The following is a 22,637-nucleotide window of genomic DNA, read 5'->3' as shown; positions in this document are numbered from 1 at the left end:
GAGATGAAGTAGAAAGTTATTGAGGGTACCAAGAGTTAAGTAATTTCTCATAGTCCTGTAATACCTGCTCCCAGGTAAATCGTAGGAGAAATTGCGATTTACTAAACTCTCCCATACAAAAACTGGCCTTGATATCAGGAAGCAGAGTCCCAAAAATTTTTGCACAGTCGTCTTCCGTCTTGAAGAACATCGCGCCTTCCCCTGCCACCCAGCGATTGAATGGATTGTCATGTGCGATTACCGCATTACCAGCGCCAAGCGCCTCTACTAGAGAGGGGTTAGTTCCACCTACTGTGTGACCGTGGATATAGAAGCGACTAAAGTAGCGCAGGGCTTTCACTATGGTCGGCGTATAAATTGCCCCAGGAAACAAAACTTCATCACTCGCCGCATTCTGTACCATGCAATGGTAAGGGTTGGACGTCGAGTAGTTACCAAGTACCAGAAGTTTATGGTTTCTTCGTTCTCTGCTAAAGGCCTTGACGATTTCGAGTATTGAGTTTTCCGGCTCGGCTCGAGCAATGATAATGGAGTAATTTCGAGCAGACACTCCGTAATGAGAGATCTCTGTTTCGTCGGAGGTGGCGATGAGTTCGGCCCCGTAGGGGATCATTGTTATTTTTTTGTCGGGTACCGTCCGGGACAGATGTGCCTTTATATTAGGGTGGTCAGCAATTAGATGGTTGCCGGCATAACATCCGATTTTTTCATTAAGCCAGAACCAGGTTTTAGCGATACGGCCCCATTTTGCCCGGTGCCATTCAATACCATCCATGTTTATGAGATTAGTTTGTCCTTTTATTCTCTGAAGGATATTGAATATGGCGGTATTGTAGCCTAATGTAAGAAAAATTCCATTTCTCTTCATCGCATCTCGTGTGGCTTTCCAGTCGAAAATGATGGTACTTAGCGTTCCATCACCATTGACAGGGATATTTATTCGATGCACACCTTGCCACTGGTCAACATAAATATCGCCGCCAGAGTTTTTTTGGCAGTAGACGTGGACTTTCCAACCTCTCTTCGAGAGGAAGATTGAAAGATGCTCCGCAAAAGTTTCGAAGCCGCCATGTTCTGCGGGAATTCCTCGAGTGCCGAGAATATAAAGCTCTTTCATTTGAAATTAATTTACCAGTCGTTTGTATAAGTCAATTAATTTTTGGTAGTGGGCCTGCTTGTTGAATTTCCGCTCTAGGTTTTCGCGTCCAAGCCTTCCCATTTCCACTGCAGAGTTTCTGTCACTATCTAGCTTAATAATTGCAGTTATTAAACCTTCGACGTCGCCTGGTGAGACTAATAAGGCGTCCTCTCCATCTGATACAACCTCTGGAATCCCCCCTATTTTTGAGGCGATGACAGGTTTACCATAAGCGAAAGACTCTGTAATGGTCAGGCCAAAGGTTTCATACCACATTGAAGGTACAATCGTGGCAATACAATTATTTAATAAACTGTTTATTTTTTCCTTAGGAAGAAAGCCCAAAAACTTTATATTGTTTAAGCTTTTCTTCTTGCAGTAATTCATTGCGGATGAAAGTTCTGCGCCATTTCCTGCTACAATAAGATTAAGATTTGGCGTCATCTCGAAGGCACTGATTAGAGTATAGATGCCTTTGATTTTCTCCACTCTGCCGAAGTAAAGAAAATAATTACCTTGCGTGTAGTTGGGAGTGATGTTTTCAGTCTCTGTAAAGTTATAAATGGTGGTTACTTTTTCTTCTGGGACGCCCATTGAAATAACTTTTTCCCGGAGAAAATCACTAACAGAGATGAAATGATCGAATTTCGAAATTGAGCCAAGGGCAAGGCTGGTGTAGGACTCTAAAGTAGAAATTGCCGATCTAACTAAAGAGTTTTTATTACAGCGGTTTAAAGTTGCATTATAAAAGCGAAACCCGGAACATCTTTCGCAGGGAATGTCATCTTTAGTTAGCGTGTATGTAGGACAGACAGATTTATATTCGTGTAATGTCTGTATTAGCGGGATCTGCCTGCGTTTTATTTCGGATATTATTGAGGCTGATAGTTTTCCATAATATATGTGGCAGTGAACCAAGTCTGGATTAAAGTGGTGAAGCAGCTTAGAAAGTTCCCTCCTTGCCTGAGGGTTATAGATATATCGGGCTACATCCTTAATGCTTGGGTTTTTCAGGTTCACGTCGCTGGGGAAAAAAGCCTCAAACTCACTTGGTAGGTTTTTCGGGTTGCTTGCTGCAAAGGGAATGGCATAGTGTCCCATCGAATTTAATAATGAAATTTCATCCAAAAGCACACGGTCAGACCCGCCGGTGATGTGGTAGTTCTGGCCGGCCATGATTATCTTCATGGGTGTTCCATTTCTTAGTTGAAACTTCTCTTCAAAAGAAGCAGGGTATGGTCATCGTTGCTGAATTCAGATTTGGGAGACCAGTATTTTGAATTGCTGTAGTCATGGTATGTCCAGCCCCATTGGTACTCGTCAAACAGGCTTATTAAATCGCGAAGATATGCCTCTCTACCTGGTGCACCATTTATTGCACTGAACTCACCAATAAATATATTTACGTCGTACTTTGTTTGGAAGTCTCTGATTGGCTTCAATGCCTCTCGGAGTTTTTCTTTATCCCAATATTCATTCTCAAAAAAACCGGGATAGGTACGATTTTTAAAGTTTTTCAGCCCTATTCCCTGATGGGTATATTGAAGGGGGGTGTAGACGTGAGGACTGTATACGATATTCCTATCTTCAATGGGCGTTAGATCATCCATGGCTTCAGCTCTTGTATTGAGCTTTCCGTTGGAGGTTAGTTTTGCAGCTGGCTCAATTAAAATAGTAGTTTTCTTGTCGTATTGCCGAATGGTACTTACTATTTTATTTGCCAGTATATTCCAGTCTCCATGCCCGCCAACGTGATAGCCTTCAGCCATTGATGGCTCATTGAGAATGTCATAGGCTATTAATGCTCTAGATCTATATTTATACTGCTTCGCGATATCCCTCCACGCCTCGATCAGGATGTGTTGTTTTTCTTGGGAGCGCCAAAGGCTATCATTGGGCGTAGTGGTGAAGTTACTTTCCAGACCTGGTGCAGTATGCAGATCAAGTATTACGAATAGATCCTGATCTTCGCAAAGCTTTATTATCTCGTTTAGACGAGATATCGCTTCTTGATTAATGTTGTATGGGGGGTGTTTATTTATCAGCGAAACCGTATCAAAACTTAATCTAACAATGCTTGCGCCGAGGCTTTTAATTTCTAGGATTTCAGCCGTGGTTATGTCGGGATGAATATTAAACCCCTTGTGTGGGCTTTTCCAGAACTCTGAGCTAAGGGCATAGTGACTTGCTATTGCCATCACTATACCTGTTGCAAATGTGAGAAATTTAATTTTCATTTGTTTGCGGGAGTGCTGCTTTTGCTTGTCTTCTTGATAGAAGTCCGCAATATAGTGAAAAGACAAAGCATGTGAGCCCGAATAAGTAGATATGGCCTGTAAGGGCGCCGCTAGCGACAAATAATATTATTAATGTCTTTTTTAGGCTTGCTGTACTTAGGGTAACGGATTCTTTTCTGTATAGCTTTGTTGCAATGAGTGTGAAAATGACAAGCCCTAAAAGGCCATAAGACATAAATATGTCAACGACGTCATTTTCTGAGAATGAAAAATATGTTCCCCGTTTTAAGCCATAAACCTTTCCATACTCGGAAAGGTTTAATCCGATTATTGTATCAATAGAGTCATAGCACTTCTGATACAAGTCTATAGCTATTCCAACCAGCATGTCTCGTTCACTAATTAATGCGCTGAACAAGTTTAAATAACTAAGTTTTGTTGAGAATTTTTCTGCACCAGAGCTATACTTTGAGAGAATAAGTACAATGCCGTCAGTTATCGTGCTTATTATGTCGTATTGTAGATCTGCCGCAATAAAAATGAGAGGGATTAGTAATAGAAGACCGGCGTAAATGTATCTTGTGAGTCTTGAGGAATTGAAAAATATTAGTAATGAAAAGGCTAGCGCTAATAGTGGAATAAAAGCCTTGTTGCCGATAATGCTGAAGCAAATTATCGTTCCCAATGTCGTGGCGTATTTTTGGAGAGTTGAAGAGGAAAGAGTATAAATTACGATGAAGGAGGCTATATAGAAAAAGGTTAGCTCGTTTATTGAGGGGAAATAAAACTTGTGGCCGGCAGAAAATTCTTCATAAGTGTATAGGCCGATACCAGATAACCCAGAAAGAATGATGGATAATGTAACAAAGAGCCATGCATAGATGGCTGAGTTTTGCAGTATCTTTATTTTCTTCTGGTCTGGTATCGCATATGCAATTGAATAGGTTGCAAATCCTAATATAATCGAACGTAAAATGGCAAAGAAGTCATATTGCAGGTTTCCCGAAATGACTCCCTTGCTTGAGGTTAATAACAAGAATATAGAAACTAGTACTGCGAGCAGGACACTATGAGTGTTTTTTAGGCTGAATGACGAGGGGGCTAATAGAAAAAAGGCAATAATGAGTAGGGCAGCGAGAATGTTTGTGAACGCCTTTGAAGTATCACCTTGGAATATGAAGCCTTGGATGCATTCAATAATTGGAAATACGGCAATTGCGAGATATATCGCCCACTTTCTATAAAACGAGGATTTATATTCCATCATTTTTTTAAAGTTGTATAGTAAGATTCTAGACTTTTCCGCTGGGACTGGCAGACTTTCAGGTTTTCTGCGGCGTATCCTACCGCTAACATCATCAGGATTGTGTGGCTTTTCTTTATTTTAAACTTCTTTCTAAATGCGATGTCCGAGAGCGGTGATTTACTCCAGTTTAGACAGCAACTGCTTAGTCCGAGGGAGTGTAATGCCAGCACTACGGACATTGAGAACATTCCGCCATCAATCCAGTGCTGATATCTTTCTTCGGGCATGTCAAAAGCATGTAGATCGCTTGATAATATTAATAAGAACGGTATTTTTTGCCCAAAGCCCTTGTTTCCATTTTGATGGCTAAGTGCTTCTTTTATGGTGTTGGCATCATCTATTATGTAAGCATGCCAAGCTTGTCTATTACAGACCGAAGGAGTTTTTAAGGCCATCTTTATAGCGCGTAGTACCGTCTCTACAGATACTTTTCTACTTGAAAAATCGCGCACAGAATATCGAGTATTGAAGAAGCCTTCTGGGTCTTCCAAGGTGCCGTTAATCATGCTGAGAGAGTCTATGTTATAGACACCTCCTAGCTCTGAGGGTTTTAATTCAGTGGCTATGTCTAAAGTGGCCTCTTTGTTAGGCTCACTGTATTCAGGGGCGTTTTGGGTCAAGAATTGCTGTAGAACGTTGTTCGCAATTCTTTCATGAAATGTTGGATATTCCTTGCTCGTTTTGTGTTTTTCAAGGAAATAATTGAGATCATCAACCGCGTCCTTGCCAGAATTTTTACGGCGATTGGGAAAGCTCAGGCTTTTTTCTAGACGGTGATATATTTTGGAAGATTTATAATCTCTCTTGGAAGGGGTTTCTACACTCACCCATCCCGCGTGCCTTATTAGTCGAATATAGTCATATAGATAGCCTATGGCACTATTGACGGTATATTTTGCTGGGCGAAGAATGTCCTTGAGTTGTCTTTTAATCTTGTTCATACAAGTTGGTGCTCTTTGAAAACATGACGATGGGCGGCAAAAAAGTAAAGCGAAACCAAGATCAATTCACTTGCAACTGTTACTGCTGCTGCACCGATGATCCCATAGCGAGGGATAGCTATAAAATTTAGGATGACGTTAATCACTGAAACAGCCCCCATATATCGCACCTTTGTACGCATATGCTCCTGCGTGACAAGTGTGGCACCTACACTCATCGCGACAAAACGTAGGGGAACAGCCAAGGAAAGGAGTTGTAAAATATTTATCACGGGCTCGTAACTGCTCCCGAATATTACCGGTATCAGGACTGGCGATAAAAAGTAAAGTGCTATAGCAGCTACAATACCCAGTCCCGCCATAGCCCAATTGCCTTGTGTATATACTTTTCTAAACAGGGGTCTGTCGCTGTATGACCATCGATGAATTTTTGCTATCAAAAATCTTTGATAGATGACACTTGGTAAAAGATAAATTCCATTAATTACTACAAAGGCGACACTATATAAACCTGCGGAATGGTCTCCATCTAGGCGCTGAAGCAATATTATATTGCTTTGATAATAAATTAGATGAAATAGAATTGCTACTCCAAAAGGCCAGGCGTGTGAGTAAGAGTCACGAATACTTGGTATCGTTACTTGTGTTCTCTGAGTGGGGCGCGGGCCATGACCTTTCAGCTTGAATCCGTCAGCTGTCATTTTCTTGAGTTGAACTACACCAATAGAGATGTAGATGAGTGAAACGACTGAATACACAGACGAAACAAGTTCTACACTGAGTTCGTTATAGATTAATGTGGCTGCTACTATCAGTAGCAGTCTCATTGCATGAGGGGTGGTTTGCCATAGCGCCTGCTTTTTGTAGTTTTCCTCAAGTTGATATTTTGAGGCGACTAGTTCGATGATTGCTTGGCATACAAGAAAGGGAGTGAGAAGGGTTAGCGATCTTTGAACTGTTTCTCTGGTTTCAAAAAAAAAGGACCAGAGTATGACTAGGGCTGTGATTAAAATGGCGCTGTGAGTTAAAAGCTTGAATCCTGATGGCAGCCATCTCCTAGCTTTCCAGCCTTCTACGCCGAATACTCTTAGCCAGAATGCTGGTAAGCCGAACCCTGCTAGGGGAGCAAGCAGCGTCACAATAGTCAGCGATGCAGAAAATGCACCATACATTGTCGGCCCCATATGTCTGGCTAGAATAACCTGAGTGAAGAAACCCAGTGCGGCGCCAAACGCAGAGCTTAGCCAAAGTAACGATATTGCCTTCAAGGCGAGGGAAATATTCATTTATTATTTGGCTGAGCTGCGAGTATTGAGGACAGGAATTGCTTGGACTTGAATCTCTCTTGATCTAATTTAATCGAGGCCTCTGAGTAAGAGATGTTAGTCTGTATAAAGTCCTGATGGCTTTCGGGATGTATTACCCGCTCCTGTAATCCCAGTTTGCTAAGAAGATTTTCTATGCGGATTACACTCTTTCCTGGAGATGTCACAGAAAAAGGGACTTTAAAGATCAATGAGAATGCCACCCCATGAAAAGAATCAGTTACCACATATGAAGAATTTTTGATTAGTCTCATGAAATCCAAAGGGCCTGCGTCTTTATATACTTTTGATGCTGACCTATCAGGGAGTATTCCCGGGCTAATTGATATGATGGGAAGCTCTAGCTTTTTGGAGATTCTGACCAGGATGTCGTTGTAAAATGAGTTCTTCCGGTTTACAAAGTAAGAAACCATATAAGGTTGATCGTTTTTCTGCTCAAGATCAAACTTTTGGCTCCACTCTTCGGATGTAAGTAATAGGGTCGGATCTAATACTTCAGATGCTTTTAGGTTAAATGATTTTTCTATTTGTCTCTTTAGTTCGAGTTCTCTCACTCCAATATGTTTGAAATCGTGTAGTAGAGAGCGAACTTTGGTGGCTTCTTGTTCGGTAAATATATGTGCGCCAGCGCTGGCCGCATAAGATGCTTTGAGCGAGTGTTTTGGGGCAAAATCGAAGAAGTAAGTTGAGTCGAGTGTTGAGGTGGAAGATATGCAGTTTGGATTCCAAACTTGGTCGCTTCCTAGAAGGTAGATGTCGAATTCTTCTTCAGGTTTTTCCCCTTTATGAAATGGGGTGGTGACCTTCAAGTATTTGTTGATAAAGGTTTTAAACTCCTTGCATGCTTTTTGTCTGCTTCGAAATTCAATAATATCGAGTACTGTTCTTCTGATGGAACTTATAGACCTGGCTGGCCGAACTATATTTAAGCTGCTTGAGATGTGGGGGTTGTTGTAGTTGATTACTTTTACATCTTCAAATTCTGATCCAACGCTATGTTGGAGTGCGTATGCTTGTAGGACTGCACCAAAATTTTTGGCGTTATGGATCGTGAGTATGCCTATTTTCATAAGGTGCTGCCAATCTTAGGTATAATAAAGGAACGCTACCGCCCCAGGATTTACGGTCAGAATTCCTGAGGACGCAAATAACATCGAGAACGATAGGAGCTCTGCTTTATTCATAGGTGCAGAGGCATAAAAGTTTGAGAAGATTTCAGCGGGCTATGGATAGCTCTGAGCTTTCATTGTTCCTTGTATTTACTTGCTTTTCCCTGTTTGCAATAGTTGCATGTGGGAGCAGCTCTTCTTATGGAGTCAAGACTCTCTGGAGTCTACTCGATGTCTGGCAATTAGAGGTTTTTGTGCTTGCGGTTCAGACATCTCTTCTCCTCAATCTATCGATAGGGAAACTAATAGTGATCTCTCGTTGTAATAGATTGAGCAAAAGCAGTACTCGACTGTTTCCATCCTTACTCAAAAATATAGCTTCTAGTTGTTGTAGGTTGGGATCATCTATCAGAACCTGATCACCTTGTGACAAGGCGGGAAGCATGGGAGCCTGTCGATTGGCTAGTTGGCTGATGACGATCTTAGGCACCGAGGTTGGATGGCCACCGAAACTGACGATCCGGCTCACTCCACGGGTAGAGCGGATGGGCAACCAGTTATCGTCCACTTTATCCAGATGGATGAAGAGATAGCCCGGAAACAGAGGTTCGCTGAGCTGCTGCAACTGTCCCTTGTGCAGACGCTCGATCTGATGCATTGGGAGCAGGCACTCGTATCCCTGGCGTTCCAGATGCTCCAAGGCCCTTGGGGCCTGGCGTGGTTTGCATTGGACCAGATACCAGCGTTTTCCGGTTGCGTCCGGCATGATTCCCTCGTTGCAGGGCTGACTGCTCCTGCTGCGTTTCATGTCCGCTATGCGGACGGGTATATGGATAAGGCCTTCCTTGGCCCTTCCTCAATCAGGCTTTGTCTGATTTGTATTCGTAGTGGTAATAGCCGTAACCGCCATAGCCGTAGGAGGCCGAGGCACGTTTCTCGACGCCGTTGAAGATGGCGCCCTTGAGTTCGATACCGTTCTGTGCGAAGCGGCGGATGGTCAATTCGATTTCCCGTGCCGGGTTCAGGCCGAAGCGGGTGACGATCAGGCTGGTGCCGGACTGACGGCCGACGATGGCAGCGTCGGTTACTGCCAGCAGCGGCGGGGTATCCAAGATCACCAGGTCGAACTGTTGGCTGGCCTCTTCGAGGAAGGCTGTGAAGTTGGGGTGCATCAGCAGTTCGGACGGGTTCGGCGGGATCTGGCCGCGCGGGATGAAGTGGAAGCCCTCGATCTCGGTGGTGCGCACAGCGGTGTTGAAGTCGCAGCGCTTGACCAGGATGTCGGACAGGCCATTCTCTTCCCCGCTATTGAGCACCTTGTGCAGGTAACCCTTGCGCATGTCCACGTCCACCAGCAGCACGCGCTGGCCGGTCTGGGCGATGACGGCTGCCAGGTTGGAGGAAACGAAGGTCTTGCCCACCGCGGGGCTGGGACCGGAAATCATCAGGCGGTTGTTGCCGGCTTCCAGCATGGCGAAGTGCAGGCTGGTGCGCAGGCTGCGCAGGGACTCGATGGCCAGGTCGGTGGGGTGGCTGATGGCGAGCAGAGGAGCTGCCTTGGCTGCGCGGCCGCGGCCCTTGTCGCGTCTGTCTTCCTCGGCCTTCTGCAGAACGCTATAGGGGATCGAGGCATAGACGGGCAGACCCAATTGCTCGATGGCGTCTGGCGTTTCGATGCCGCGATTAAGGGCTTTGCGCAGAAGTACCAACCCTATGGAGAAGAACAGGCCGAGCAGGGTGGCCATCAGGACAACCAGAGGCTTCTTGGGCTTGACCGGTTTGGTAATGTCGACGTCTGCAGTATCGATGATGCGCACGTTACCTACGGCACCGGCGCGCATTACGTCCAGCTCCTGAGCCTTATTCAGCAATTGCGTATAGATGGCGGTACTGACCTCCACATCGCGAGTGAGGCGCAGCAGCTCCTGCTGGGTTTCCGGCAGGCCTTCTACCCTGTGCGACAGGCCATTCTGCTTGGACGTCAGTTCACCGATCTGTTTCTGCAGGGCCTGGTAGGCCGGATGCTGGCGGGTGAACTTGCGGTCCATCTCGGCTTGCTGCAGCTTGAGTTCGGAAATGCTGGTGTCCAGGGCGACAATCTGGTCCAGCAGGGCCTTGGTTTCCAGGCTGATGTCCGCGGATTTGGATTTAGTCTGGTACGCACTCAGGGCATCCTCGGCCTTTTCCAGCTCGCGGCGCACATCGGGCAGTTGGCCTCGCAGGAATTCCAGGCTGGAAGCTGCCTCGGCGGAGGCACGCTCCACGTTCTGCCGGACATAGAGCTTGCTGATCTCGTCCAATACTTTCAGAGCGCGGGCCGGCTCATCGTTTTCCAGCGACAGGCTGATGATGCCGGATTCCTTGCCAGTCTCACTTACGTTCAGGTTGTCCTGGTAGCGCAGGATGGTGGTCAGGCGACGCTCGCGCATCACATTGAAATGCGTACCCGGGTTGGCGTGTAGGGATTCAACCTGGATTTTCACGCCATTCCGGTCGTAAGCCTCACCTACCTTGCCCTGCACAAGGACATTGTCATCATCATCAAGCAGGGTGAAGGTGCCGTTTTCCCCGGCGATAAGTGTCAGATCCTCTTCGAGGAGATTTTCCGGCACATCGAGTTGGAAGATATTCAGCTCTTCCCCGCCCCAGCCAAAACGGCTCAGGCCGAACAGCGGTGTCGCGATTTCATCCGGAGTCTCCGGACTGAAATGTCGAGCCAAGAAGCCCCCGATCACCGGAAACCGCGACGGCTCCACAACGATATTCAGCCTGAGGCTATCCACCGCCTTGCCAATGACCGCACGCGAAGTCAGCAGTTGAATCTCGGTAATGGCCTCCGACTGCGCCCCCAGCAGATCCCCCATATCCGACAACCCCGGAATGGTCGGCTTCTTCGGCTCCACCTGCACGATCGCATCCGACCGGTAGATCGGCGTAGCCAGCAGCGCATAGGCAACGCCCACGGCCATGAAGCCCGCGGTGATGCCGGCGATCAGCCATTTGTGGTCGATCAGGGTGCCGAGCAGACCTAGCAGGTCGATCTCGTCATCGTCTTTGTCGTGAATGGCTACCGGGGCTTGCTGTTGCATGGGCGTGCTTCTTTTACTTCTTCGTCAGTGAGGCTTGGCGGTTCGGGCGAATGCGTTTGGCCCAGGCGTCGACGCCCTGTTCGATCAGCGCGTAGGCGTGCTCGAACACGGCTGTGCTCTGGCGGTAGGGGTCGGGGACTTCCAGGTCTTCCTGCCACTTGCCGAGCAGGAAGGTCTTGCCGCGGGCTTCCGGGGCGATCTGGGTGACGCCTTGCAGGTGGCGCTTTTCCATGACCAGGACCAGGTCGGATTCGCGCAGCAGGCTGGAAGTCAGTTGGCGGGCACGGTGTTCGTGCGGCTCCTCGCCGTGTTGCTGGAGAACGGCCAGGGCATGTTTTTCGATGGGTTTGTCGACCAAGGCGCCGAGGCCAGCGGAGCTGACCTGGATGTCGCTGCCGGCCAGGCGCTGGCGCAGCAGATGTTCTGCGGTAGGGCTGCGGCATATGTTGCCGACGCAGACGACCAGAATCCGTTTGAACACAGGGACTTCCTTGATCCTACAGACGTGTATGTATGAAGGCGGGGAATGTAAGAGTCGGGGCTTTCTGAGTCAAGGCTGGCAATCGGAATGTGACGAGTTTCAGATTCTTCCAGGCGTGGCCATGTGCCATGCCGTTGCTGCCTTACAGCGCGGACAGCCGTTTGTCGGCTGGCTGTCCGCGGGGGAGGGGGATGCCTATTCGGCGTTTGCCTGAGGGGCCTCCTGGGGCGGCCGTTCCAACGCCACCTGCCGGATCGACAGGCGAATCTCCGCCGGCAGCACCCGCTTGGCGGCGCCTTCGACGACTTCGCCGAGCTTCTCGTGGTAGCTCAGCTTGCCTGCCTCGTCCTTGCGCAGCACGCGCTGTTCGAGCAGGGCCTGGATGAAGTTGCGGAACAGTGTCTTGTCGAAGAACTCCGGGGCGTTCAGGCCGTGGAGGATGGACAGGCGCTGGGCCATGACGGTGCACAGGTTCTCCAGCTCCTCGGCGCTGAGCTGGCGCTGGCCGGCGTTGAGCAGCAGGGCGATGGCCATGTAGAAGCGTTGCAGCGTCTGGGTGATGGCGCGGGCCAGCAGTGTCAGCAGCACGTATTCGCGCGAGCTGGGGGCCGGGCGCACGTAGGCGTCGCCGTCCTGCTTCAGCAGGTTCTGCTCCACCAGCGCGGCCAGCCACTGGTCGATCACGGCGTCGAGCTGGTCCAGGTCCCAGCGGATGAACAGTTCCTGCTGCAGGAAGGGGTAGAGCGCGCGGGTGTAGTTCAGCAGTTGCTCGCGGCTGATCCGCGCGTTGCTCTGGAAGAAGCTGGCGATCAGCGCCGGCAGGGCGAACACGTGCAGGACGTTGTTGCGGTAGTAGGTCATGAGGACGGCGTTCTGCTCGTCCAGGTAGAGGATGCGGCCCAGGGCGTCCTTCTGTTCGGACAGCAGGTTCATGCTCTTCACGTATTCGATCAGCGCCTTGCCGTCGCCGTCGGGCAGGGTGGCGCTGGGCGAGTAGGGCACCTTGCGCAGCAGCGCCAGGTAGAGGTCGAGCACACGTTCCAGGGCGCGTTCGTCCAGGGCCAGGCGGCTGGTGGAGAGCAGCGCCAGGGCCACCAGGTTGACCGGGTTGATGGCCGCCGCGTCGTTGAGGTGGCGGGCCACTTCGCGGGCCAGTTGGTTGGTGGCGTCCGGCAGCCAGGCGGGGCGGTATTCCGGCGCCAGTTCCTGCTTGCGCCAGCCGGGTTCGTGCTGGTCGAGGAAGCTGTCCAGGTGGATCGGCTCGCCGAAGTTCACCCACACCTGGCCGAAGCGCTGGCGCAGCGCGCCCACCACCTTGAACAGGTCGAAGATGGATTCCTTCTTTTTCGCCGCGCCGCGCAGCTCGCCCAGGTAGGTGCGGCCTTCGAGCACGCGCTCGTAGCCGATGTACACCGGGACGAAGACGATCGGCCGGCGCGAGTCGCGCAGGAAGCTGCGCAGGGTGATGGCGAGCATGCCGGTGCGCGGATGCAGCATGCGCCCGGTGCGCGAGCGGCCGCCTTCGACGAAGTACTCGGTGGAGAAGCCGCGGCTGAACAGGGTGTGCAGGTACTCGTTGAACACCGCGGTGTACAACTGGTTGCCCTTGAAGCTGCGGCGCATGAAGAAGGCCCCGCCGCGGCGCAGGATGGAGCCCACAACCGGCATGTTGAGGTTGATGCCGGCGGCGATGTGCGGCGGCGTCAGGCCGTTGCGGAACAGCAGGTAGGACAGCAGCAGGTAGTCGATGTGGCTGCGGTGGCAGGGCACGTAGACGATCTCGTTGCCCTGGGCCACGTCCTGCACGCGCTCGATGTGGTTGACCCGCACGCCCTCGTAGAGCTTGTTCCAGAACCAGGTGAGGGTGACTTCGAGGAAGCGGATCACCGGGTAGGACACGTCCGCGGCGATCTCGTTGGCGTAGCGCAGGGCCAGGGCCTCGGCCTTTTCCTGGGGGATGTGCTGGGTGTCGACCTCTTCCTGGATCGCCTGGCGCACCAGGGGCGCGCGCAGCAGGCCCTTGACCAGGGTGCGGCGGTGCGAGAGGTCCGGGCCGATGACCGCGGTCTTCTGGTTGCGGAAGTGCACCCGCAGGATGCGCTGGACCATGCGCAGGGTGCGCTCCTGGCCCTTGCCCTGGTCGACCAGCTCGCGCAGGTGGATGGGCGCGGAGAACTGCACCCGCGTCTTGCGCCCGAGGATGAGGATGCGCGCCAGCTTGCGCAGGCGCCCGGTCACCGCCCAGTTGTCGGCGAACAGCAGCTTCCAGGCGCTCTTCTCGCTGTCCGGGGACTGCCCCCAGAACACGCTGACCGGGACGATCTGCGCATCGTCCACGCCGTTCTGGCCGATGGCCGCGAGCATCCGCACCAGCGCCGGCGGCGCCCCGCGCTTGTCCTGGCGGCCGAGCCAGTCGGGTTCCGGCGTCAGGTAGAAGAAGGCCGCCGGCTCGATGCTGCTGCCCACCGCCACCGGCATCACCGGGCGCGGCAGGCCGGCCTTGCGGCATTCCGTGTCGACTACCGCCAGGTCGCTCACCGAAGGCTGCTGCAGCACGTAGAGCACCGGCTTGCTGCGGTCGATCTTCAGGCTCAGGGACGACTGGTTGATGGTTTCCGAGCGCACCCAGAGGTAGAGCAGGCGGCGCAGGACGCCAAAACCGAAGCGGCGGAACGGGTAACGGGGCATACGGGCTCGCAGGCAGTTTAACGGGGCTCGGTGGCGACCAAGCGGACGCTAGTGTGCCGCAACGGCACCGCCGGCAAAAGGGCGGGGAGGCTGGCCCGGGACCAGCCGCGGCGCCTTCTCCCTGAAAGGATGGCAGCATTCCTGAAAAAAATTTCATGCACGGCGACGTACTTTTTCGTCACAGTCGCCATCTTGCACTGCCGCCCGTCGGTTCCTATAGTCCCGGCGGCATTTGTGGGAGCGGGTCTGCGCCGTGTATTTCGAGTGTCGGGGCGGGCTCTTGGCGCAACGGTGAGAGAAATGATCGAAATAAGCAGACTCACGAAGCGATTCGCGCAGCACACCGCGGTGGACGACCTGTCCTTCAGTGTGCAACCGGGGGAAGTCCTGGGCTTTCTCGGCCCCAACGGCGCCGGCAAGTCCACCACCATGAAGATGCTCACCGGGTTCCTCGCGCCTACCTCGGGCACCGCGAGCATCCATGGCTTCGACATCCAGACGCAGACCCTGCAGGCCCAGCGCCTGATCGGCTACCTGCCCGAGGGCGCGCCCTGCTATGGCGACATGCGCGTGCGCGCTTTCCTCGAGTTCATCGCCGAGGTGCGCGGCTACCGCGGCGCGCAGAAGCGCGAGCGGGTGGCGCGGGTGGTCGGGCAACTGGAGCTGGAGCGCGTGCGCGAGCAGTCCATCGAGACCCTCTCCAAGGGCTTCAAGCGCCGCGTCGGCGTGGCCCAGGCGATCCTCCACGACCCGCGGGTGCTGATCCTCGACGAGCCCACCGACGGCCTCGACCCGAACCAGAAGCACCAGGTCCGCGAGCTGATCCGCGGCCTGGCGCGGGACCGCATCGTCATCATTTCCACCCACATCCTCGAGGAGGTCACCGCGGTCTGCACCCGCGCCGTGGTGATTGCCAACGGCCGCCTGCTGGCCGACGGCACGCCCTTCGAGCTGGAAAGCCGCTCGCGCTACCACCAGGCGGTGACCCTGGTCGCCGACGACGAGCTGGACCGCGCGGCCCTGGCCGCCCTGCCGGGCGTGGCGGCGCTGGAGGAGAACCCGCTGGAGCGCAGCCTGACGCTGCTGGCCAGGCCGGGCGAGGTGATCTTCCCGCAGGTGAACGCGCTGATCGCCGAGCGTGGCTGGCGCATCCGCGAACTGGACGTGGAGCGTGGCCGCCTCGACGAGGTGTTCCGCAGCCTGACCAGGGGGGAAGCGGCATGAAGCAGTTGCCGGTGATCTTCAGGCGCGAGCTGGCGAGCTACTTCGCCACCCCGCTGGCCTACGTTTTCATCGTCATCTTCCTGGTCCTGTCAGGGGTTTTCACCTTCTACCTGGGCAATTTCTACGAGCGTAACCAGGCGGATCTGACAGCCTTTTTCAACTTCCACCCCTGGCTCTATCTGTTCCTCATCCCGGCGCTGGCCATGCGCCTGTGGGCCGAGGAGCGCAAGTCCGGCTCCATCGAGCTGCTGATGACGCTGCCGATCACCCGCTTCGAGGCGGTCACCGGCAAGTTCCTCGCCGCCTGGGTGTTCGCCGGCATCGCCCTGCTGCTGACCTTCCCCATGGTGCTCACGGTCAACTACCTGGGCGAGCCGGACAACGGCGCCATCCTCGCCGGCTACCTCGGCAGCTGGCTGCTGGCCGGCGGCTACCTGGCCATCGGCTCGTGCATGTCGGCGCTGGCCAAGAACCAGGTGATCGCCTTCATCCTCGCCGTAGTGATGTGCTTCGTGTTCATCGTCAGCGGCTTCCCCCTGGTGCTCGACGCCTTCAACGCCTGGGCCCCGCAGTGGCTGCTGGACGCGGTGGCCTCGATGAGCTTCCTGACGCGCTTCGATGCGATCAGCAAGGGCGTCATCGACCTGCGCGACCTGCTGTTCTTCGCCAGCCTGATCGTCGCCTGGCTCGCCGCCACCGCGGTGGTGGTCGACCTGAAGAAAGCCGACTGAGGAAGCCCGCATGAAGAAACTGATGTATTCCGCCGCCGGGCTGCTGGTCATCGCCCTGCTGTTCCTGGCCTTCAACCTGGTCTCCGGGCTGGCGTTCACCGGCGCGCGCCTGGACCTGACGCAGCAGAAGCTCTACACCATCTCCGACGGCACGAAGAAGGTCCTGGGCTCCATCGGCGAGCCGATCAACCTGTACTTCTTCTTCTCCGACAAGGGCAGCAAGGACCTGGTCCCGCTGCGCAACTACGCCAAGCGCGTGGAGGAGCTGCTCAAGGCCTACGAGCGCGAGGCCGACGGCAAGATCCGCCTGCACGTCATCGACCCGCAGCCGTTCTCCGAGGAAGAGGACAAGGCCGCCGAGTTCGGCCTGCAGGCGGTGCCGCTGAACCAGGGTGGCGACACCCTGTACTTCGGCCTGGCCGGCACCGATGCCCTGGACAACACCCAGGTGATTCCGTTCTTCCAGCCGGACCACGAGGAATTCCTGGAGTACGACGTCAGCCGCCTGGTCAACGCCCTGGCGCACCCCAAGCGGCCGGTGGTGGGCGTGCTCAGCACCCTGCAGATGACCGGCGGCTTCGACATGCAGACGCAGCAGCCCAGCTCGCCCTGGATGCTGCTCGACGAGGTGCGCCAGCAGTTCGACCTGAAGAGCCTCAAGCCCGACGTCGACGCCATCCCGGACGACGTCAGCGTGCTGTTGCTGGTGCACCCCAAGCACCTGCCGCAGCAGACGCTCTACGCCATCGACCAGTTCGTGCTGCGTGGCGGCAAGCTGCTGGTCTTCGTCGACCCCTTCAGCGAAGCCGACAAGTCCTCGCCCATGGCCGCGCTGGACGGCCCCGGCGACCAGGCTTCGGACCTCGAACCGCTGTTCAGGGCCTGGGGCGTGCAGCTGCTGCCGGGCAAGGTGCTCGGCGACGGCAGCTACGCCATGTCGGTGAGCATGGGCCAGGGCCAGCGCGCCGCGCATCACCCGGCCTGGCTGAACCTCGACGCCAGGGCCCTGGACGCCGACGACGTGAGCACCGCCGGGCTGGAGAACCTGACCCTGGCCACCGCCGGCATCCTGGAGCCGCTCAAGGACGCGAAGACCCGCTTCACTCCGCTGGTCCGCAGCTCGACCCTCGCCATGCCCTTCGACGCCCAGCGCTTCGCCGGCCTGCGCGATCCCGGCGAGCTGATGGCCCAGCTCAAGCCCACCGGCCAGCGCTACGCCATGGCCGCGCGCATCCAGGGGCCGGCGCAGAGCGCCTTCCCCAATGGCATCGAAGGCCGCAAGGATGGCCTGAAGAGCGCCGACAACATCAACGTCATCGCCGTGGCCGACACCGACCTGCTCACCGACCGCATGTGGGTGCAGGTGCAGGACTTCTTCGGCCAGCGCGTGCCGCAGCCCTGGGCCGACAACGCCAGCTTCGTGATCAACGCGCTGGACAACCTGGCCGGCTCCGACGCGCTGATCAGCGTGCGTTCGCGCGGGCGCTTCAGCCGCCCGTTCACGGTGGTGGACGAACTGCAGCGCCAGGCCGAGACGCGCTTCCGCGAGAAGGCCGACGCGCTCAAGGCACGCCTGGCGGACACCGAGCAGAAACTCGCCGCGCTGCAGAACCAGGACCCGGCCAAGGTCCTGGAGCTGACCCCCGAGCAGCAGGGCGCGGTGCAGCAGTTCATCCAGGAGCGGGTGCGCATCCGCAAGGAGCTGCGCGACGTGCAGTTCCAGCTCAACGCGGACATCGAGTCCCTGGGCCGCACCCTGAAGATCGTCAACATCGCCGCCGTGCCGCTGCTGCTGACCCTGGGCGTGCTCGCCCTGTGGTGGTGGCGCCGCCGGCGCCAGGCCTGAGGAGGCGGCCATGCAGCGCAAGAGTCTGATCCTGCTGGTGGCCCTGGTGCTAGCGCTCGGCGGCCTCTACGCCTGGCTGCAGCGCGAGCCGGAGCGCGTGGCGCCGAAGGAGGCACGCTATTTCCCGGGCCTGGACGCGCAGCAGGTGAGCGCGGTGACGGTGCGCCGCCCCGGCCAGCCGGACATCCGCGTGGCGCGCCAGGACGGGCGCTGGGTGATGCCGGCCAAGGCCGGCTACCCGGCGGCCGGGCGCCTGGTCGGCGACCTGCTGCACGACCTGGCGCAGGCGCGCAAGGTCGAGGCGAAGACCCGCGAGCCGGCCAACTTCGCCCAGCTCGGCGTCGCCGACCAGGGCGAGGGCGCCGCCGTGCGCCTGAGCCTGGAGCGCAGCGGCGGCGCGCCCCTGGACCTGTTGGTGGGCAAGGCCGCCCAGCAGGGCGGGCGCCTGGTGCGCCAACCCGGCGACGACCAGGTCTGGCTGATCGACAAGGACCTGCGCCTGCCGCCCGACGAGCTGGACTGGCTGGACCGGCGCATCACCAGCATCCCCTTCGAGAAGATCGCCGAGGTGTCGGTGAGCTACCCCGGCGGGGAAACCCTGACGGTGTTCCGCGACCAGGCCGGGGAGCCCAACCTGCGGGTGCGCCAGCTGCCCAGGGATGCCAAGCTCGCCTACGAGTCCATCGCCAACGGCATGGCCACGCCCTTCGGCGGGCTGACCTTCAGCGAAACGGCGCCGCTGGACCAGGTGCAGTTCAAGGGGCCGACGCGGTTGAACCTGGCGCTCAGGACCCTCGACGGCGCCAGCCTGGGTGGGCGCGTGCTGGAGCAGGGCGGGCAGAACTGGCTGTTGCTGGAGCGCATCGAGGGCTTCGCCGACGGGCAGATCCAGGCACGCAAGGGCTGGGCCTATCGCATCGAGCCCAATCAATACGAGGCGCTGGCCCGGCACCTGGCCGATTTCACCGCGAAGAAACCCTGAGTGTCCGGCATTGCCGGCCGGAGGAAATTCCGGCCGGCAGCCGTTGCCTGGCAGTGCGTAAATGTGCACTGCAGCACACTCGGAATGACAAAACTTACATCTCCCTTATATCGCCAGAACGCACCAAAATGGCCTTGGAAGCCCCGTAGAATGGCACTTTGGCCAGATTGGCGAGGGTGCCGGCACGAAGACGAAAAAGTGCTTTCCAGCTGTAACTTTTGATTTATATACTCGGGATCGCGGTCGTCATTGGGGTGTTATTCGAATTGCCCATCCAGCGGCTAAGGCCCTGGACGGTCAACGCGGACAACCTTCCGCCTGTCGAGCCGTTGCAGTCCTCATTCCCGGGGGCCACCCAAAAAATAATAGCAAGTTGGAGAGTGTGGTAATGGCTGATCGTGAGGTCGGAACCGTCAAGTGGTTCAATGACGCCAAGGGTTATGGATTCATTCAACGCGACAGCGGTCCGGACGTTTTCGTCCACTACCGCGCCATTCGTGGCGAAGGTCACCGCTCCCTGGTCGAAGGCCAGAAAGTGGAGTTTTCGGTGATCCAGGGTCAGAAAGGCCTCCAGGCGGAAGACGTCGCCAAGGTCTGAGCCCCCGAAATCAAAGGCCCGTCGCGAGACGGGCCTTTGTTTTCCAGCCGGCGCCTGGCGCACGGCTGTTCAATGACGGCGCCGCATACCGCGGAAGCGCCGTTTTCGTGCTTCAGCCGGTACGCCAGGTGATCTCGGCCACGCCCTCGGCGGTCACCTTCAGCCAGCGGTCGGCGTCTTCCTCGCCCTGTTCCTCGCTCCAGCCGCCCGGCGCGCAGCGCACCTCCACGCCCAGCGCGGCGTTGGCCGCCTTCGCGCAGGCCAGGTCGTCGTCCCAGGGCGTGGCGTCGCTGTCGATGAACAGGCTGTGCCACTTGCCCACCGCCTGTGGCAGCCAGGTCAGCGGGATCATCCCGCGCGGGCTGTCGGCCAGGCACTTGAAGGTCTCGCCCTGGCGCCGCCAGTCGCTGCAGGGGCCCAGCGCCTCGGCCAGCCAGGCGCCGACAGCGGCCTGGTCGGCGTCCTTCAGGTAGATCTCGATATCCGGTTGGCGCATGGGCATCCTCGTCAGGGGGTTTGGCGTTCCAGCCAATCGTAGCGTACCGCCACCGTGACCTCGAAGGGCTCGGCGAGGATGCGCTCGCGGCGCTGCGGATTGACCCGCCAGCCGTGCGGCGTCATCGCCAGCAGTGTCTCGCGGGCTTCGCGGCTGTCCAGGGCCAGGCGGAAATTCAGGCTTTCCGTATGGGCCAGGGCCAGGCTCGGCGGCAGGTCGGCCAGGTGCTTGTCGTCGACGTACTCGCGCACCTCGTCGTACAGGCGCTGGCGCAGTTCCAGCAGGTGGTCGCGGGCCGGGCCCAGGCGCAGCACGCCGCCACCGGCCGGCAGCAGGCGGGCCGCCTCGTTCCAGTCGATGGGGCTGAACACGCTGGCCAGCAACTGGCAGCTGGCGTCGGCCAGGGGCACCCGGGCCATGCTGGCGACCATCCAGGTCAGCTGCGGGGCGCGGCGGCAGGCGGCCTTCACCGCCTCGCGGGAGATGTCCAGGGCATAGCCGTCGCTGCCGGGCAGGGCCTGGGCCAGTTGCGCGGTGTAGTAGCCCTCGCCGCAGCCGATGTCGAGCCAGCGCGCCGGCGCGCGTTCGGCGGCAAGCTCGGCCAGTCGCCGGGCCAGTGGGGCGTAGTGGCCGGCGCCGAGGAACTGGCGGCGGGCCTCGACCATGGCGGCGTTGTCGCCCGGGTCGCGGCTCTTCTTGTGCTGCACCGGCAGCAGGTTCAGGTAGCCCTGGCGGGCGCGGTCGAAGCTGTGCCCGGCGGGGCACTTCACGCCGTTGTCGAGGCGCTCCAGGGGCGCCTGGCAGATCGGGCAGGTGAGCATTTCAGTCCTTGCGCTCCGTGCGCAGCGGGCTCAGCACCGTGAGCAGCGGCAGGCTGCGCTGGCGCAGGTTGAGCTGGTAGCTGCGCAGGGCGTAGCGGCGCTCGGGGGCCGGCGTCGGCGGTGGGATGTCGGGTTGGGTGGCGGCCAGGCAGAAGCCTTTCTTCACGTCGCTCATGCCAGCAGCCGCACCAGGGTCTGGTAGTAGATTTCGCTGAGCAGGTCGAGGTCGCTGGCCAGCACCCGCTCGTTGACCTGGTGGATGGTGGCGTTGACCGGGCCCAGCTCGACCACCTGGGTACCCAGGGTGGCGATGAAGCGGCCGTCGGAGGTGCCGCCGGAGGTGGAGGGCTGGGTCTTGCACCCGGTCACCGCCTGGATGCTGGCGGCCACGGCGTCGAGCAACTCGCCCGGTTCGGTGAGGAACGGCAGGCCGGACAGCGCCCAGTCGATGTGCCAGTCCAGGCCGTGCTTGTCGAGGATGGCGGCGACGCGTTGCTGCAGCCCCTCCGGGGTGGATTCGGTGGAGAAGCGGAAGTTGAACACCACCACCAGCTCGCCGGGGATGACGTTGGTGGCGCCGGTGCCGCCGTTGATGTTGGAAATCTGGAAGCTGGTCGGCGGGAAGAAGGCGTTGCCGTCGTCCCAGTGCTCGGCGGCCAGTTCGGCCAGGGCCGGGGCTGCCAGGTGGATGGGGTTCTTCGCCAGGTGCGGGTAGGCCACGTGGCCCTGCACGCCGCGTACCCTGAGGACGGCGCCGAGGGAGCCGCGGCGGCCGTTCTTCACCACGTCGCCCACCAGGGTGGTGCTCGAGGGTTCGCCGACGATGCACCAGTCCAGGCGCTCGTTGCGCGCGCGCAGGCGCTCGACCACGGCCTTGGTGCCGTGCTGGGCCGGGCCTTCCTCGTCGCTGGTGATCAGGTAGGCGATGCTGCCGCGGTGGTCCGGGTGCTCGGCGACGAAGCGCTCGGTGGCGATGATCATGGCTGCCAGGCTGCCCTTCATGTCCGCCGCGCCGCGCCCGCAGAGCATGCCGTCGGTGTCGATCAGGGCGTCGAATGGCAGGTGCTGCCAGGCCTGCTCGGGGCCGGTGGGGACCACGTCGGTGTGCCCGGCGAAGCACAGCACCGGGCCTGCGCCACCGTCGCGGCCGGCGCGGCGGGCCCAGAAGTTGTCCACTTCTTCGATGCGCATCGGCTCCAGGTCGAAGCCGCAGGCGGCCAGGCGCTGCATCATCAGCTGCTGGCAGTCGGCATCGACGGGGGTGACGGAGGGCCGGCGGATCAGCTCGCAGGCGAGGGCCAGGGTCGGCGACAGGGACATGGGCAAGGCATCCAGGGTGAAACGGAAAAGGCGCACATCTTAAAGCAAAAGCGCGGGGCCGGCGCGTCGTCCGGTCGCACCGGGGGCCTACAACGTGCGCGCTGTGTTGGATGGCGCGGGCCCTGCCCGCGATTTCGCGCGCAGGGGAACGGCGCGGTGGGGCGGCGTAGGAGCGGATCTTATCCGCGAAACGCGCCGGAACCACCGGGTATCGCGGACAAGGTCCGCTCCTACAGGGGGATACCGTGCCTCACGGCGAACTGTAGGAGCGGGCCCTGCCCGCGATTTCGCGCGCAGGGCGCGCT

20 protein-coding genes are annotated in these 22,637 nt (G+C 57.0%); 5 read left to right on the top strand and 15 right to left on the bottom strand.

What is annotated here, in order from left to right; genetic code table 11:
• Positions 1–16: 16 nt before the first annotated feature.
• The 11 genes from VV867_RS24440 to plsB all read right to left on the bottom strand — a co-directional run bounded on the left by VV867_RS24440 (position 17) and on the right by plsB (position 14,314).
• Entirely contained in the window at positions 17–1,117 is a 1,101-nt protein-coding gene (locus VV867_RS24440; RefSeq protein ID WP_328567789.1) for a DUF1972 domain-containing protein, read from the bottom strand.
• 6 nt (positions 1,118–1,123) lie between these two features.
• Positions 1,124–2,314, bottom strand: coding sequence for a glycosyltransferase family 4 protein (locus tag VV867_RS24435; protein WP_328567788.1), 1,191 nt, complete (start codon positions 2,312–2,314; stop codon positions 1,124–1,126).
• A gap of 26 nt (positions 2,315–2,340) precedes the next feature.
• The gene (locus tag VV867_RS24430) at positions 2,341–3,336 is read right to left on the bottom strand and encodes a glycoside hydrolase family 5 protein (protein ID WP_328567787.1); all 996 of its coding nucleotides are present in this window, start codon (positions 3,334–3,336) and stop codon (positions 2,341–2,343) included.
• Between the two features lie 28 nt (positions 3,337–3,364).
• Positions 3,365–4,642 carry a hypothetical protein gene (locus tag VV867_RS24425; RefSeq protein WP_328567786.1) on the bottom strand — a complete coding sequence of 426 codons (1,278 nt, stop codon included), beginning with the start codon at positions 4,640–4,642 and terminating at the stop codon, positions 3,365–3,367.
• On the bottom strand, positions 4,639–5,622 hold the full coding sequence (locus VV867_RS24420; RefSeq protein ID WP_328567785.1) for a nitroreductase family protein: 984 nt from the start codon (positions 5,620–5,622) through the stop codon (positions 4,639–4,641). The genes VV867_RS24425 and VV867_RS24420 overlap by 4 nt, the downstream gene beginning before the upstream one ends.
• Entirely contained in the window at positions 5,619–6,908 is a 1,290-nt protein-coding gene (locus tag VV867_RS24415; protein WP_328567784.1) for an oligosaccharide flippase family protein, read from the bottom strand. Before VV867_RS24415 ends, VV867_RS24420 begins: the two co-directional genes overlap by 4 nt.
• Complete coding sequence (locus tag VV867_RS24410) at positions 6,905–8,017, bottom strand: polysaccharide pyruvyl transferase family protein (RefSeq protein WP_328567783.1); 1,113 nt, start codon at positions 8,015–8,017, stop codon at positions 6,905–6,907. Before VV867_RS24410 ends, VV867_RS24415 begins: the two co-directional genes overlap by 4 nt.
• Before the next feature lie 304 nt (positions 8,018–8,321).
• Positions 8,322–8,822 (bottom strand): transcription/translation regulatory transformer protein RfaH, encoded by a 501-nt coding sequence (gene rfaH, locus VV867_RS24405; RefSeq protein ID WP_328567782.1) that lies wholly within the window; start codon positions 8,820–8,822, stop codon positions 8,322–8,324.
• A 94-nt stretch (positions 8,823–8,916) separates the two neighbouring features.
• Positions 8,917–11,145 (bottom strand): polysaccharide biosynthesis tyrosine autokinase, encoded by a 2,229-nt coding sequence (locus VV867_RS24400; protein WP_328567781.1) that lies wholly within the window; start codon positions 11,143–11,145, stop codon positions 8,917–8,919.
• Between the two features lie 13 nt (positions 11,146–11,158).
• A complete protein-coding gene (locus VV867_RS24395) occupies positions 11,159–11,626 on the bottom strand; it encodes a low molecular weight protein-tyrosine-phosphatase (protein ID WP_328567780.1) in 468 nt (155 codons plus the stop codon).
• 195 nt (positions 11,627–11,821) lie between these two features.
• On the bottom strand, positions 11,822–14,314 hold the full coding sequence (gene plsB / locus VV867_RS24390; protein ID WP_328567779.1) for a glycerol-3-phosphate 1-O-acyltransferase PlsB: 2,493 nt from the start codon (positions 14,312–14,314) through the stop codon (positions 11,822–11,824).
• 300 nt (positions 14,315–14,614) lie between these two features.
• Between plsB and VV867_RS24385 the strand changes: the two genes are divergently transcribed.
• The 5 genes from VV867_RS24385 to VV867_RS24365 all read left to right on the top strand — a co-directional run bounded on the left by VV867_RS24385 (position 14,615) and on the right by VV867_RS24365 (position 19,695).
• Positions 14,615–15,538, top strand: coding sequence for an ABC transporter ATP-binding protein (locus VV867_RS24385; RefSeq protein ID WP_328567778.1), 924 nt, complete (start codon positions 14,615–14,617; stop codon positions 15,536–15,538).
• The gene (locus VV867_RS24380) at positions 15,535–16,269 is read left to right on the top strand and encodes an ABC transporter permease subunit (RefSeq protein WP_328567777.1); all 735 of its coding nucleotides are present in this window, start codon (positions 15,535–15,537) and stop codon (positions 16,267–16,269) included. Before VV867_RS24385 ends, VV867_RS24380 begins: the two co-directional genes overlap by 4 nt.
• 10 nt (positions 16,270–16,279) lie before the next feature.
• Positions 16,280–18,115: a GldG family protein gene (locus VV867_RS24375; RefSeq protein WP_328567776.1), complete on the top strand. Its 1,836-nt coding sequence runs from the start codon at positions 16,280–16,282 to the stop codon at positions 18,113–18,115.
• 10 nt (positions 18,116–18,125) lie between these two features.
• A complete protein-coding gene (locus tag VV867_RS24370; protein ID WP_328567775.1) occupies positions 18,126–19,097 on the top strand; it encodes a DUF4340 domain-containing protein in 972 nt (323 codons plus the stop codon).
• A gap of 388 nt (positions 19,098–19,485) precedes the next feature.
• Positions 19,486–19,695: a cold-shock protein gene (locus VV867_RS24365; protein ID WP_043249868.1), complete on the top strand. Its 210-nt coding sequence runs from the start codon at positions 19,486–19,488 to the stop codon at positions 19,693–19,695.
• A 112-nt stretch (positions 19,696–19,807) separates the two neighbouring features.
• Here the strand turns inward: VV867_RS24365 and VV867_RS24360 are convergent, their stop codons facing one another.
• The 4 genes from VV867_RS24360 to dapE are packed head-to-tail and all read right to left on the bottom strand — an operon-like array spanning position 19,808 to position 22,332.
• Positions 19,808–20,191, bottom strand: coding sequence for a hypothetical protein (locus VV867_RS24360; protein WP_089391566.1), 384 nt, complete (start codon positions 20,189–20,191; stop codon positions 19,808–19,810).
• A gap of 11 nt (positions 20,192–20,202) precedes the next feature.
• Positions 20,203–21,012 carry a putative RNA methyltransferase gene (locus tag VV867_RS24355; protein ID WP_328567774.1) on the bottom strand — a complete coding sequence of 270 codons (810 nt, stop codon included), beginning with the start codon at positions 21,010–21,012 and terminating at the stop codon, positions 20,203–20,205.
• Position 21,013: 1 nt separating this feature from the next.
• Positions 21,014–21,187, bottom strand: a complete 174-nt coding sequence (locus VV867_RS24350; protein ID WP_177412115.1) for a hypothetical protein — start codon at positions 21,185–21,187, stop codon at positions 21,014–21,016.
• A complete protein-coding gene (gene dapE / locus VV867_RS24345; RefSeq protein ID WP_328567773.1) occupies positions 21,184–22,332 on the bottom strand; it encodes a succinyl-diaminopimelate desuccinylase in 1,149 nt (382 codons plus the stop codon). Before dapE ends, VV867_RS24350 begins: the two co-directional genes overlap by 4 nt.
• Between the last annotated feature and the right edge of the window lie 305 nt (positions 22,333–22,637).

This window comes from Pseudomonas sp. JH-2, assembly GCF_036231725.1.
GTDB classification, from domain to species: domain Bacteria; phylum Pseudomonadota; class Gammaproteobacteria; order Pseudomonadales; family Pseudomonadaceae; genus Pseudomonas; species Pseudomonas delhiensis.
The sequence above is the reverse complement of the archived record's forward strand: the minus strand, read 5'-3'. Positions and strand labels throughout refer to the sequence as shown.